The 13572-nt window shown below is 69.9% G+C and carries 14 protein-coding genes; 9 read left to right on the top strand and 5 right to left on the bottom strand.

Annotated elements, in window-relative coordinates:
- Positions 1-2: 2 nt before the first annotated feature.
- Both murQ and LC041_RS07015 read right to left on the bottom strand, forming a co-directional pair.
- Positions 3-938, bottom strand: a complete 936-nt coding sequence (murQ, locus tag LC041_RS07020) for an N-acetylmuramic acid 6-phosphate etherase (RefSeq protein WP_226532361.1) — start codon at positions 936-938, stop codon at positions 3-5.
- Positions 928-1821, bottom strand: coding sequence for an N-acetylglucosamine kinase (locus LC041_RS07015; RefSeq protein WP_226532359.1), 894 nt, complete (start codon positions 1819-1821; stop codon positions 928-930). The genes murQ and LC041_RS07015 overlap by 11 nt, the downstream gene beginning before the upstream one ends.
- 134 nt (positions 1822-1955) lie before the next feature.
- Between LC041_RS07015 and LC041_RS07010 the strand changes: the two genes are divergently transcribed.
- Complete coding sequence (locus LC041_RS07010) at positions 1956-2813, top strand: MurR/RpiR family transcriptional regulator (protein ID WP_226532358.1); 858 nt, start codon at positions 1956-1958, stop codon at positions 2811-2813.
- A 21-nt stretch (positions 2814-2834) separates the two neighbouring features.
- Here LC041_RS07010 and LC041_RS07005 read toward each other — a convergent pair whose 3' ends face one another.
- Complete coding sequence (locus tag LC041_RS07005) at positions 2835-3941, bottom strand: DUF998 domain-containing protein (protein WP_226532356.1); 1107 nt, start codon at positions 3939-3941, stop codon at positions 2835-2837.
- 102 nt (positions 3942-4043) lie between these two features.
- On the opposite strand from LC041_RS07005, the gene LC041_RS07000 reads away from it, so the two are divergent.
- The 8 genes from LC041_RS07000 (at position 4044) to LC041_RS06965 (ending at position 11738) form a co-directional block, all read left to right on the top strand.
- Positions 4044-5000 carry an AraC-like ligand-binding domain-containing protein gene (locus LC041_RS07000; RefSeq protein ID WP_226532354.1) on the top strand — a complete coding sequence of 319 codons (957 nt, stop codon included), beginning with the start codon at positions 4044-4046 and terminating at the stop codon, positions 4998-5000.
- A gap of 239 nt (positions 5001-5239) precedes the next feature.
- Positions 5240-6028, top strand: a complete 789-nt coding sequence (locus LC041_RS06995; RefSeq protein ID WP_226532352.1) for a MoaF C-terminal domain-containing protein — start codon at positions 5240-5242, stop codon at positions 6026-6028.
- Between the two features lie 24 nt (positions 6029-6052).
- Positions 6053-6442, top strand: a complete 390-nt coding sequence (locus LC041_RS06990) for a nuclear transport factor 2 family protein (protein ID WP_226532350.1) — start codon at positions 6053-6055, stop codon at positions 6440-6442.
- Positions 6443-6494: 52 nt separating this feature from the next.
- Positions 6495-7667 carry an ABC transporter substrate-binding protein gene (locus tag LC041_RS06985; RefSeq protein WP_226532349.1) on the top strand — a complete coding sequence of 391 codons (1173 nt, stop codon included), beginning with the start codon at positions 6495-6497 and terminating at the stop codon, positions 7665-7667.
- Between the two features lie 70 nt (positions 7668-7737).
- Positions 7738-8598, top strand: a complete 861-nt coding sequence (locus LC041_RS06980) for an ABC transporter permease subunit (protein WP_226532348.1) — start codon at positions 7738-7740, stop codon at positions 8596-8598.
- Positions 8585-10357, top strand: a complete 1773-nt coding sequence (locus tag LC041_RS06975) for a branched-chain amino acid ABC transporter ATP-binding protein/permease (protein WP_226532346.1) — start codon at positions 8585-8587, stop codon at positions 10355-10357. Before LC041_RS06980 ends, LC041_RS06975 begins: the two co-directional genes overlap by 14 nt.
- The gene (locus LC041_RS06970) at positions 10354-11046 is read left to right on the top strand and encodes an ABC transporter ATP-binding protein (protein WP_226532344.1); all 693 of its coding nucleotides are present in this window, start codon (positions 10354-10356) and stop codon (positions 11044-11046) included. The genes LC041_RS06975 and LC041_RS06970 overlap by 4 nt, the downstream gene beginning before the upstream one ends.
- A gap of 41 nt (positions 11047-11087) precedes the next feature.
- The gene (locus LC041_RS06965) at positions 11088-11738 is read left to right on the top strand and encodes an HAD-IA family hydrolase (protein WP_226532342.1); all 651 of its coding nucleotides are present in this window, start codon (positions 11088-11090) and stop codon (positions 11736-11738) included.
- Between the two features lie 13 nt (positions 11739-11751).
- On the opposite strand, the gene LC041_RS06960 is transcribed toward LC041_RS06965, so the two are convergent.
- Both LC041_RS06960 and LC041_RS06955 read right to left on the bottom strand, forming a co-directional pair.
- Positions 11752-12567 carry an SDR family NAD(P)-dependent oxidoreductase gene (locus LC041_RS06960; RefSeq protein WP_226532340.1) on the bottom strand — a complete coding sequence of 272 codons (816 nt, stop codon included), beginning with the start codon at positions 12565-12567 and terminating at the stop codon, positions 11752-11754.
- A 55-nt stretch (positions 12568-12622) separates the two neighbouring features.
- The gene (locus tag LC041_RS06955) at positions 12623-13369 is read right to left on the bottom strand and encodes an SDR family NAD(P)-dependent oxidoreductase (protein ID WP_226532338.1); all 747 of its coding nucleotides are present in this window, start codon (positions 13367-13369) and stop codon (positions 12623-12625) included.
- Positions 13370-13572 lie beyond the last annotated feature (203 nt).

Genomic DNA, 13572 nt, shown 5'->3' with positions numbered 1-13572 from the left:
GGTCAGGCCAGAGCGGCGATGGCGTCGCGAAGGATGCCGCCGGCACCTTCGAGGGCCGATGCCGCTGTCTGCGCAGACGCACCGCTGGCGAGCATCAGCAGGGCGAGCTTGACGGAGCCGTCCGCCGCTTCCAGGGCGGCCGCGGCTTCGTCGATCCCGACACCGGCGAGTTGCGAGACCGTGCGGATCGACCGCGCGCGCAGCTTCTCGTTGGTCGCGAGCAGGTCGACCATCACGCCGCGGTAGGTCTTGCCGAGGTTGATCATCGAGAGCGTCGTGAGCATGTTCACCACGAGCTTCTGCGCGGTCCCTGACTTGAGCCGCGTGGAGCCGGAGATGAACTCGGGCCCGGTGACGACCTCCACCGCGATCTCCGCGACGGCACCGATCTCGGACGCGGCGTTGGAGGCGATCGCGACCGTGAGCGCTCCGATGCTGCGGGCGTACTCCAGGCCGCCGACCACGTAGGGCGTGCGTCCGGAGGCGGAGATGCCCACGACGGTGTCGCTCTCCGACAGGTCGAGGCCGCGCAGGGAGAGGCTCGCCGCTTCGGCATCGTCCTCGGCGTTCTCGACGGCGGAACGGATCGCGGACTCCCCGCCGGCGATCAGACCGACGACCAGCGAGGGGTCGGTACCGAACGTGGGCGGACACTCGCTCGCGTCGAGCACGCCGATGCGCCCCGCGGTACCGGCTCCGATGTAGATGAGTCGTCCCCCGCGCCGGAACCGTGCGGTGATGCCGTCGACCGCGGCGGCGATCTCCTCGGCTCGCTCGGCGACGGCCTCGGCCACGCGGCGGTCCTCGGCGTTCATCCTCCGCACGAGTTCTGCGGTGCCGAGAAGGTCCAGGTCACCGCGCTCGGTCGTGGAGGCCTCGGTGTCGAGGTTCTCCAGCACCGAGAGGAGAGCGGTGAGGCGAGGGGTGTCATTCGGCACGGTGCACGAACCTTTCGTGGAGGAGATCGGTGCGGCGCGCGAGCAGCTGCGCACCGTCGAGGGCGTCGCCCGCGGCCGGCACGACACGGCGACCGGCGGCGAGGAGGGAGGATCCGAGGGCGGCGCGGAACCAGGAGTGCTCGGCGAGGCCTCCGTGCACCACCACGTCGGTCGCCACGGCCGAGGCGGCGACGGCCGTCGCCGTGAGCAGTCGGACACCCTCCGTCACGATGCCCACGGCGACGGGGTCCTCCGCTTCCGCCGCATCGAGCACCAGAGGCGCCAGCGTCGCGAGATGGCGCGCCAACGGCGCACTCCGGGCGAGCCAGCCCTGGATGTCGGATGCAGCGCCGACCCGCTCCGCGAGCGCCGCGGTGAGCGCCGTCTCCGGGGCGAGCCCGTCGTCCGCACGCAGCACGGCCCGAAGACCTTCACGGCCGAGCCATGATCCGCTGCCGAGATCTCCGAGCTCGGGACCCCAGCCGTCGACGAGCCGCGCGCCGTCGGCGTCGATCCCCAGCGCTGCGGCGCCGGTTCCGGCGATCAGGAGCACCCCCTGCCTCCCCTCGAGCGCACCGGCGTGGGCGGTGACGACGTCGGAGGCGACGGCGACGCGTGCGGCGGTGGCCTCAGCCAGGCGCACCGCGAGCATCTGAGCGGCTTCCGGCGCGAGCCAGCCCCCGGCGGCACCGACCCCGATCCTGCCGAGGCCCGGCGCCTCGGCGAGCAGCGGGAGGATGGCATCGAGAGCGGCGTCCACTCCGCCCGCCGCGGCGAGCCCGGGCGCTCCCGTCCCCGAGCGCTCGATGCGCGTAGCGTCGTGGATGATGACGCGGCACCGCGACTTGCCGAGGTCGACGGATGCGGTCGTCTGCGCGGTCATCGGCTCTCCTCGGGTTCGGTGGGGACGCAACGAAAAGAGACTACATGCGACATAGACTCTCTGAAAAGAATTTACCACCCTCGTCGTGGGCCCCGTCACGACATACTGAGAATCCCACACCCCCGGAGGACTGATTGAGCATCCAGTCGACGATCGAAGCCGCCGCCTCGACCCTGCCGCCGTCACTCGCGCGCATCGCGACGGTGGTCCGAGAGAACCCTTCGATCGTCATCGACAAGACCATCAACGAGCTGGCGGACGAGTGCCGGACCTCGGTCGCCTCCGTGGTGCGCTTCTGCCGGGCGATCGGATTCAGCGGCTACGCCCCGCTGCGCATGGCTCTGGCGACCGAGCTCGGCAAGGAAGCCGCCCAGTTCTCGGCCCGCGGCGCCTTCGGCTCGGAGATCTCCGATGAGGACACCCTGGAGGAGGCGGTCTCGAAGCTCGCAGCACTCGAGCTCCTGGCCATCGAGGAGACCGTCGCGAAGCTCGACTTCGACGTGCTCGAAGCGGCCATCGATGCGATCGACGGCGCCGACCGCATCCTCCTCTACGGCATCGGGGCGAGCCAGTTCGTGGCCGAGGACCTCGCGCACAAGCTGCTGCGTGTCGGACGCAACGCTCACGTGCTCTCCGACTCGCACGAGGCGGTCGCCGTCAGCGTGCTGCAGTCCGCCCCCACGGTGGCGATCGGCTTCTCGCACGCCGGTTCGACGATCGAGACCGTCCGCTTCCTCGAGACCGCCCGCGCCAACGGCTCGGCCACAGTGGCGGTGACCTCGGCGAAGGACTCCCCGCTCGCGCGCGCGGCCGACCACGCACTGTTCACCGAGGTACGGGAGTCGACCTTCCGTGCCGGAGCGATGGTCAGCCGTATCGCGCAGCTCGCCCTCGTCGACTGCCTGTTCATCGGCGTGGCGAAGCGGCGGTTCACAGAGACCGTCGACGCCCTGCACCGCACCCGGGAGGCGACGCGGGCACTGCGCGACTGAGGCCCCTCGCCCACCGTCTGCTCAGGCGCTCGCGGATCCGCCGATCGAGCCGGCAGTACGGAGGAACACGATGATCCAGCTGAAGATCAGCACTGCGGCGATCAGTTCGACGGCGGTGAGGTTGTAGTAGCCGACCGCGAAGAACGAGGCGAGCAGGACGATCACGAGCACGTAGGCCCACCCCAGCCCCACGAAGACCCGCGGGATCGTGCGGAGGAACCACGGCAGACCCACCACGACGACCGCGAACACCACGCACATCCCGGTCGCCACCGTGTTGTGCAACAGGAAGAACTCGTCGACGGGGAAGAGCCCGACACAGGCGAGCAGGATCCCGAGCAGGATCAAACCCCCTCTCACCATGAACCGGCCGCGGCGATCCACCTGGTCCTGCGCAGGCAGACCCGCCGTCGCGTACCGCGAGATCGTCGTCACCATGATCCCGGCGATGACCAACGTCGTGTTGAACGCGATCGAGGAGCTGTTGCTGCTCATGCCCAGCGCCGAGAGGTTGTCGCGCCACCAGTGCACGTCGCTCGACGCCAGCATGCTCGCGAACGCCCCCACGACGAGGAACACCGCGAGGACGAGGGAGAGCACCATCGGGGTGAGGGCGACCGCGCTGAGGAACGACACGTACCCGGTGAGCGCGAACGCCACGGCCACCAGCACGGCACCCGGGAATGCGTAGACCGGGGCGTCCGTGAAGCTCCGCTCCAGGAGTTCCGCGACACCGAGCCATCCGAGGTAGGCGATCGCCGCGTGCGCGAAAGCGATCGCGGCCAGGTCGTACCAGCGCAGCCGATCACCCGGAACGCTGAAGCCGTCGCGCGCGGCTCCGGGGTCGACCTCCTCCGGACGCACGGCCAGGCGTCCGAGCGCGAAGGCGATCGACGCGGCGAGCGCACCCCCGAAGGCGGCGAAGACACCGATCGATCCGGAACCGCTGATCGCCAGCTCGTGACCCCAGAACACCGGCAGCGCCACCAGGAACCCGACCACGAGGAACGCGCTGCCCACGATGAGGGCCGTGGCCTCGAACACCGCATCGGCGGTATCGGGCCCGCGGACCTGTCGCAGCACCTGCATCACACGGTCGGCGAGCACCCTCATCGGTCTTTCGTTCACGGTCCACATCCTAGAAGTCGCCCACTCGGGCTGAGCCGGTGATACCATCGCGGAACGGATCGTATACAACGTCGTCGTTCCACCATCCCGAGGTGATCAGTCATGAACGGTGCCCCCGTCGCCACCGCAGAATCGGTTTCCACGCTCGTCGCGCGCAATATCAGCGATTTCCGCGCCGCCGTCTCCGAATCGTTCGTCCCCTTGCAGGTCACGACTGCGGGCCCCGACCACTTCCGCGGCGTGATCCGCGGCGCCTCCGTGGACGAGGTGCACGTGAACGACGTGCGCGCGACCTCGCATATCGTCGAGCGCACGCCCGAACTCATCGCCCGCGGTGACCGCTCGTACTTCAAGGTCAGCCTGATGCTCGCGGGCACCGGCCTGCTGATCCAGGACGACCGGGAGGCCGTGCTGCAGGCGGGAGATCTCGCCGTGTACGACACGGACCGCCCGTACTCCCTGGTGTTCGACGAGGACTTCCGCACCATGGTCGTGATGTTCCCGAAGCACCTCATCAGCCTTCCGGCCGACATGGTCGGACAGCTCACGGCGGTGCGGATCTCGGGCCACGAAGGACTCGGGGGCATGGTCGTGCCCTATCTGACGCAGCTCGCCGGCAACCTGGACCAGCTCGCGGGCACGACCGGCGCGCGCCTGGCGCACAGCGGGCTCGACCTGGTGACCACCGTGTTCACGCGCGAGCTGGGACTCGATCAGGTCTCGGCCGACCCGCACCGCGCGCTCGTACAGCGCATCCGTGCGCACATCGACCGGAACCTCGCGTCGACGGACCTCGGCCCCGCGTCGATCGCCGCCGCGCACTTCATCTCGACCCGGCACCTGCACGGGCTCTTCCAGGAGCAGGGTGTGACCGTCTCGACCTGGATCCGCACCCGCCGCCTCGAACAGTGCCGCCGGGATCTGCTCGACCCCATGCTGGCCGACCGTCCGGTCGCGGCGATCGCCGCCCGATGGGGGTTCGTGGACGCCGCGCACTTCAGCCGGGCGTTCAAGTCGACCTTCGGCGTCTCCCCCAGCGAGTACCGCGCGGGACACTGAGGTCCCCTCCGGCTCGGTCCCCGTGCGGGATCGAAAACGCTCCTCGGCGAGCGCCGCCGCGCACGTTTTCGATCCCGCACGTGACTTGCCCCGGAGGGCACGCCGGTTGACTCTCGGCGCGCGATGGCGGCTGCGGCCTTGAGGGGATGACGGGCGCGGACACAGCATGAGGCAAGCGCACCGCGATGACGCGGTGCCCGGGGCGATGCGGCCCCGCCGCGTGCGACGTCAGGATCCCGATGACCGACACCTCCGCCGACCCCGCCCTCGACCAGTGGCGCACCTACGACGAGTTCGCCGCGGGCATCGACACGTTCCGGCTGCCGAACACGTCGCTCGCCGGAACCGACCTCGCCCTCACGCTCGACGACGCCTCGACGCTGACCCTGAGGTTCGCCGACGACACCGTCTCCTGGGCCGGGGTCGAGGCGGCCGGAACCGATCCCTACGATGCCGTGCGGGTCCGCGAGGACGTCGTGTTCGTCAACATCCCGATGCAGAGCCGCCCGCGCGAGGCCGTCACCGTCGTCTTCTCGACCGCGACGAATCGGGCCACCGTCATCCGCTCCCGCATCGCCGCCGAGCCCGTCGAGGGAACACCCCAGGTCGGCCAGGACTTCTGGGCCGCGACGATCGACGGGCTCCCGGTCAGCGGCGAGACCCCCGGCCCGAGCCGCGACCTCATCGGCAAGCGCAACGTCTACCGCTACAGCCCGCACCACCTGTACGAGCACGTCTACATCTCCAGCCAGCGCTACGCGTGGCAGTGCTTGGAGGGAGTGCAGCGCGGCCACGGAGACATGGACCTGTCGACCGTGTGGAAGTTCGCCGACGGCCTGTACCTGTTCTGCTTCCGCGAGTTCCGCATCGCCGTCGCGAGCGTGTGGCTGCACGACCTCGGGTATCAGCTGATGACGACCGGGGTCTTCCTCGGGCTCAACGGTGAGGGCGACGCCGAGCACTCCCGCGGCGGCGGCCACATCTACCCGCTGGGCTCGGTCGCGTACCCCGACGCGCAGCCCGTCTGACCGTCCGGCATCCGAGGAGACCCCATGAGCAACGCCGACCTGATCCGTCAGCACTACGCCGCCAACGACCGCGGCGACCTCGACGGCATGCTCGCGCCGTTCGCCGCCGACATCCGCTGGACGGAGGCCGCCGGGTTCCCCTACGCCGGCACCTACATCGGTCCGGACGCCGTGGCCCGGAACGTCTTCGGCCGTATCCAGGAGGAATGGGACGACTACACCGTCGCGATCGACGAAGTCGTCGACGGCGGTGACGTGGTCGTGGGGATCGGCACCTATTCCGGCACGTACAGGCAGACCGGACGGTTCTTCGCCGCCCGCGTCGCCCATGTGTGGCGGGTGGCCGACGGCGAGGTCGTCGCCTTCGAGCAGTTCACCGACACGGAGCTCGTGAACCGCGCGCTGCGCACCTGAGCACAACACCGAACGCACACAGCACGACCCGAACACGAGAGGCAGGAAGCACATGAACAAACGAGCATCCGGCACTGCGGCGCTCCTCGCCGTGGCCGCCCTCACCCTCGCCGGCTGCGCCGGTGGAGACGGCGGCGCGGGCGGCGGCGGTGGCGACCCGATCGTCGTCGGCTCCGTCAACACCATCAGCGGCCCGGCGACATTCCCGGAGGCGTCGCAGGCGGCCGCCGCCGTGTTCGACGCCTTCAACGACGCGGGCGGGCTCGACGGCCGCCTGATCGACTACAAGATGCTGGACGACAAGGGCGATCCGGCCACGGCCACCGCCTCCGCCCGGGAACTGGTCGGCAGCGACGGCGCGGTCGCGCTCGTCGGCTCCGCCAGTCTCATCGAGTGCGAGATCAACGCCAAGTACTACGAGCAGGAGGGCATCCTGTCGATGCCGGGCATCGGGGTGGACACGGGCTGTTTCGCCAGTGACAACATCTCTCCGGCGAACGTCGGCCCCTTCAACGACATGACCCTCACGCTGCAGTACGGCTCCGAGGTGCTGGGGATGGACGACATCTGCATCCTGCTCGAGATCGCCGGCTCCACCCGCCCCACCTACCAGGCCGCGATCGACAAGTGGACCGAGATCACCGGCAAGGAGCCGAAGTACGTCGACGACACCGTCCCGTACGGCGCGTCGGACTACACGCCCTACATCGTCAAGGCGCGCGACCAGGGCTGCAAGGCGCTGGCGATCAACCCGGTGGAACCCGATGCGATCGGACAGGTCAAGGCCGCGAACGCCCAGGGGTGGGATGACGTGACCTGGCTGTACCTCACCAGCGTCTACAGCGAGAACTTCGCCGACGCGATCGACAACGCCGGTGCGGGCATCTACGTGCCGGCCGAGTTCTACCCGTTCACCGACGACAACGAGATCAACGCCGACTGGCGCGAGCTGATGGAGGCCAACGACATCCCGCTCACCTCGTTCAGCCAGGGTGGCTACCTCGCCGCGAAGTACTTCATCGAAGTACTCGAAGGCATGGACGGTGACATCACTCGCGAAACCGTCTCCGAGGCGCTCAAGGGCATGGACCCGATCGAGAACCCGATGGTCGGCACGCCGTATGCGTTCGGCACGCAGAACACCGCGGGTTGGCCCATCGTCCTCGAGTCCGGCACGAACGCCTGGGAGAAGGTCGCCGACGACTGGCTCCGCATCGGCGAGTAGCCGCCCCTTGCCTGCCGCCGGGCGCATTCCCGGCGGCAGGCCCGACACCTCGGAACTGAAAGGACGCCTCATGCTGCAAGGCGCCATCGCCGGTCTCGCCGCCGGCGGCCTCTACGCCGTGCTCGGCGTGTGCCTGACGTTGATGTCACGCCTGGTCCGGGTGGTGAACTTCGCCCAGGCCGCGACCGGGATGTTCGGCGCCTTCACCGCAGTGTGGTTCGTGCGCGAGCTCGGCCTGCCGATCTGGCTGGGATCCGTCCTCGGCGTGCTGGTCGCCGGACTCCTGGCCGCGGCGATCGGATTCATCGCGGCCACCTGGCTCTCCGAGGCATCCACCACCACGCGCTCGGCGATGACTGTGGGTCCGCTCCTCCTGCTGATCTCGATGTCGTTCATCCTGTTCGGCAACAAGCCTCAGCCGTTCACGCCGATCATCGCCGGCCCGGCGTTCTCGTTCGGCGGCGTCGTCATCAGCCAGGTCACGGTCGCGACCGTGGCGATGGCGATCGTCACGGCCGTCGTGGTCCGCGTCGTCCTGCGCCGCACGAGGGTCGGCACCCAGCTGCGTGCGCTCTCGGAGCGCCCGACCACCGCCGAGCTCCTCGGCATCCGCTCCCGCCCGTTGTCGATCGCCGTCTGGTTCGTCACGGGTGTCATCAGCGCGATCGCGATCATCATCGTCGCCCCGTCGCAGTCCAACGACGCGACCAGCCTGGCGATGCTCATCGTCCCCGCCGCGGCGGCCGCGCTGCTGGGTGGCTTCCGCCGACTCGACCTCGCCGTCGTCGGCGGCATCGTGCTGGGCGTCCTCGGCGGCCTCGTCGCCCAGATCGACGAAGTGGCGCTCGTGCGCAACTTCCTCCCATTCCTGTTCATCGTCGTCCTGTTGCTCTGGACGCAGCGCAAGGAGGTGTGGGATGCCGCTCGCTGACCGTCCCTGGTTCCGGATCACCTGGCCGTTCGCGGTCGCCCTCGCCGGCATCGGCGTGGGCGCGATCCTCAGTGCCGTGCTGCCGGGTTACTTCGTCTTCCTCGCGATCAGCGCCGTCACGGCCGCGATCGCCATCCTCGGTCTCGGCATCGTCACCGGCTCGGCCGGGATGATCGCACTGTGCCAGCTCACCTTCGCCGCCGTCGGCGCGTGGATCGTCTCGTTGCTGAACGTCCTGCAGGCGCCCGGCGGGTTCATCGTCTGGCTCATCCTCGGTGGCATCGCGGCCGGCCTCGTCGGGATCCTCGTCGGTCTCCCGGCGCTGCGATTGCGTGGTGTGAACCTCGCCGTCGTGACGCTGGGGTTCGCTGCGGCAGCCGGCGTGACCCTCGTGCAGATCCAGTTCCCCGGCTCGGCCGACGGGATCGCGATCGAACGGCCGGAGATGTTCTCGAACGACCGCCAGTTCTTCTTCCTCTCCATCATCGTCCTCGCGGTCTGCGCGCTCGGCGCGTTCTTCCTGCAGCGCGGACGCTGGGGATCGAGCTGGAAGGCCGTCGCCTTCTCCGAGCGAGGCACGGCCGCCGCAGGGCAGAGCGTGCAGACCGCGAAGCTCACCGCGTTCGCGGTCTCGGCCGCACTCGGCGGCGTCTCCGGCGGGCTGCTCGCCGGTCAGGTGCAGCTTCCGTTCGCATCGAGCTTCACCCCGCTGCAGTCGCTCGCGCTCTACGTCCTCGCGATCATGTCGGGAGCCCATCTGATCGACATGGCGATCTTCGGCGGCATCCTCTGGGTGCTGGTTCCCGAACTCCTCAAGCGCTGGGGCGTCCCCCAGGATTGGGGCTTCGTCGTCTTCGGCGTGCTCGGCGTGCAGGCGCTCACCAGCGGAACGAACCTGGGACAGGGCATCCGGAACCTGATCTGGCGTCGTGCGGACCGCAGAACGGCTGCGGCCGCGCTCTCGGCCCTTCCTCCGGACGCCGGGCCCGATGCCACGGCGATCACCACCACGACCACCGCCACGGTCGACGAAGCGTTGCTCGACGGCTCGCCCGTGCTGAGCGTCGAAGGTCTGACCGTGCAATTCGGGGCTCTCAAGGCTCTGGACGACGTCTCCCTCCAGGTTCCACCCGCGTCGATCATGGGGCTCATCGGACCGAACGGTGCCGGGAAGTCGACCTTCGTCGATGCGATCAGCGGCTTCCTCCCGAAACACGGCGGTCGGGTGCTGCTCGGGGACCGCGACCTCGCCGGCCTGTCCCCCACCCGGCGCGCACGCCTGGGCCTTCGCCGGACGTTCCAGCAGGACAGGGTGCCTCCGTCGCTCACGGTCGGTGCCTATGTGAGATTCGTGGCGCGACGCCGACTCGCGGCTGCGGACATCGACGAGGTGCTCGAGTTCTTCGGCTGCCCGCCCGCACGGGCCCGACTGTCGAGCGTCGACGTCGGCACCCGGAGGCTCGTGGAGGTCGCCGCGAACCTGGCCTCGCGGCCCCGGCTGCTGATCCTGGACGAACCCGCCGCCGGGCTTTCCCACGAAGAGCACCTGGCGCTCGCGGCGCGGTTGCGGGAACTGCCGGCCCGCTACGGCGTCGCGCTGATCATCATCGAACACGATCTCGATCTCGTCCGCTCCGTCTGCCCGACGCTCACGGTGCTGGACTTCGGCCGTGTGCTGGCGAGCGGACCGCAGGCCGAGGTCCTCGCGAACCCCGACGTCGTCAAGGCGTACATGGGAGAGACGGAGCTGCTGAAATGAGTGAACTCGTCCTCGATGGAGTGACCGTCCGTCGCGGTGCCGGTCCCGTCATCTCCGATGTCTCGCTGCGCGTCACCGGTGGCGAGGTGCTCGCACTCGTCGGCCCCAACGGCGCGGGCAAGACCAGCCTCATCGAGTCGGTGTCCGGGGTCACCGCGCACTCCGCAGGCACGATGTCCCTCGACGGTGAGCCGATCGACAAGCTGTCGCGCGTCACGAGGGCCCGCCGAGGGATCGTCCACATCGAACAGGGGCGCGCCGTGTTCCCCTCGCTGACCGTGCGCGAGAACATCTCCCTCACCGCACGCACCCCCGGCGAGCTCGACGCCGCACTCGCGCCGTTCCCCGAGCTCCAGAAGCGCATCGACGCACCGACCGCGCTGCTGTCCGGTGGCGAGCAGCAGATGGTGGTGCTCGCGCGGGCGTTCGCCGCGAAACCGCGCATCCTGCTCATCGACGAGATGTCGCTCGGCCTCGCGCCCGTGGTGTTCATGCGGCTGATGCCGATCGTGAAGTCGATCGCCGAATCCGGCGTGGGTGTGCTGCTGGTCGAGCAGTTCACCCAGCTCGCGCTCGGTCTCGCCCGGGAGGCCGTGGTCGTGGCCGGCGGCCGGGTCTCGTTCCAGGGCACCTCGGACGCCCTGCAGGCCGACCCGGAGCTGCTGCACCGCGCCTACCTCGGCGGCTGACCGTGTGCTCGCGGAACGGTGCCGGGGGTTAGCCTGAAGAGGTGACCCAGACCTTTTCCGCCCGCGCCGCCCTCCTCGACATGGACGGCACCCTCGTCGACTCGACCGCGGTGGTGGAGCGGCTGTGGCTCGCGTGGGCGGAGCCGCACGGGATCGCCCCGGAGACCGTCCTCAGCGTGGTCCACGGCCGACAGGGGCACCAGAGCATGGCGATCATGCTGCCGGAGCGCGACCACGAGATCAACCTCCGAGAGAACGACATGATGCTGGCGACCGAGGCCGACGACGTGGACGGCGTGGTCCGGATCGCCGGCGCCGAAGCCCTGCTCGAGGCGCTGCGCCCCCACCCGCACGCGATCGTCACCTCCGCGAACGTGGCCCTGATGACCGCGCGCATGGGAGAAGCCGGGCTCACGATCCCCGAGCTCGCTGTGACCGCCGAGAACGTCACGGCGTCGAAGCCCGACCCCGAGGGCTTTCTCCGCGCGGCGGAGCTGCTCGGAGTCGACCCCGCCGACTGCGTCGTGTTCGAAGACTCCGGCGCGGGGATCCAAGCGGGTCTCGCCGCAGGCATGCGGGTGATCGGAGTGGGCCACCACGCTGCCGCTCACGGGCCCACCTACCGGGTGGACGACCTCACCGCGGTGACCGTCGTCCCGACCGCCCAGGGCTTCGACCTCACCATCGCGTGACTGCTCCCCGGGGTCACATCCCCGCGTGATCGAAGGCGATGGTCGGCACATCGACCACGTGGGAGCCCCCGTCGGCGACGATCACCGCCCCGGTGATGTACGACGACTCCCCCGAGCCGAGGAACCGCACGACCGATGCGATCTCCGCAGGACGCGCCGGTCGACGCAGCGGCACGTCGGCGGTGACCGTGGCGTAGGCCTCCTCTCGGGAGTCGAGCCCGGCGTGCGAGGCGAACTCGTCCATCTCCTCGTCGGCCATCGGCGTCTGCACCCAGCCGGGGCAGATCGCGTTCACGCGGACGCCGTGGCGACCGTAGTCACGAGCGAGCGTGCGGGTGAGCCCGACCAGGGCGTGCTTGCCGACGGTGTAGCCGGCCACCGACGGGCCGGCGAACAGCCCGGCGAGCGACGAGACGATCACGATCTGTCCCTTCGCCTCGATCAACGCGGGAAGCGCCTCCCTCGCCATCGTGAAGGCCGTCGTGAGGTTGGCGCGGATCGCCGCGTCCCAGCTCTCGTCGTCGGTCTCGCCCACCGGGGAGAAGCCGTGGCCCCCGGCGTTCGCGACCAGCACGTCGATGCGGCCGAACCGCGCCAGCACCTCGGCCACGGCGGCCTTGGCGGAGTCCGTGTCGGCTGCGTCGGCGATGATCGGCAGGGCTCCTACCGCGCGCTCGACCTCGTGCAGCGGCTCCGGACGGCGTCCGACGACCACGACGTGCGCGCCCTCAGCCGCGTATCGTTCGGCGATGGCGGCGCCGATGCCCGTACCGCCCCCGGTGATGACGACGACGCGTCCGGAGACGCTCGATCCGACCACGAGTCCCATGTGTGCTCCTGTGTGTTGTCGCGCGCGTGCGCGGTGGCTGCCCGATGCGGTCGCGTCAGGCGGGGAATCCCGAACGGGCGGCGTACCCGAAGTCGCTGAGGATGCTGGTGCCGTTGACGGCCCCGGCCCTGGGCGACACGAGGTAGGCCACGTGGGCGGCGACCTCCGCGGCGCTCTGCACCGGGAAGTCCGGCTCATCGAACGCGTCGGCGCCGAGGTCGCCCCGACTCATCGGGGTGTCGACGATCGACGGCGCGACGGCGTTGACCCGGATGCGGGTGTCGGCGAGGTCCACCGAGAGCGCACGGCCGAACTGCAGCAGCGCCGCCTTCGACGTGCAGTAGGGCACCATCCCGGGTGACGCGACGAAGGCCGAATCGCTCGCGAGGAGCACGACGGACGCGGCCGCCGCCTCGCGCAACGCGGGCAGCGCGTGCTTGAGCACCAGGAACGCACCGGTCACGTTGACGGCGAGCACCCGGTTCCAGGCGTGGAGCGCGGTGTCTTCGAGAGACGAGCCCACCGGCCCGGACACCCCGGCGCAGCAGACGACGGCGTCGAGTCGGCCCAGCGCCGCGACGCCGGAGCGTACAGCGGCCTGCACCTGCTCCTCGTCGGTGACATCGGCCTCGAGGAGCACCGCATCCCGGCAGTGCTCCGCCACGTCCTGGAGCGCAGCTGCGTCCCGGTCGAGGAGTGCGACCCGGACTCCCTCGGCGGAGAGCGCGAGCGCGGTCGCACGGCCGATCCCACCGGCCGCCCCGGTGATGAGGGCGGTCGTGCCGCGCAGCTGCAGATCCATGTCGCCCTTCAGGCGCCGCCCGGCACCCGGTGGTGCAGCGAGAAGACGGCGGTGTCGTCTCGGTCATCCTGCTCCCCTCTCTCCGTCCGTGCGAACCTCCGTCCACGGGCTGTGCACGGTGACACCACCGTCTTTCGCTCAGGGTCAAGCGCAGCGGCGGCGGCGCGAGCAGACTCGCTCTATCGACGATTCCCCTCGTCGTC

Origin of the sequence: Microbacterium paraoxydans, assembly GCF_020524545.1 — a bacterium.
GTDB lineage: Bacteria > Actinomycetota > Actinomycetes > Actinomycetales > Microbacteriaceae > Microbacterium > Microbacterium paraoxydans_C.
This window is presented reverse-complemented; position numbering and strand designations above follow the sequence as displayed.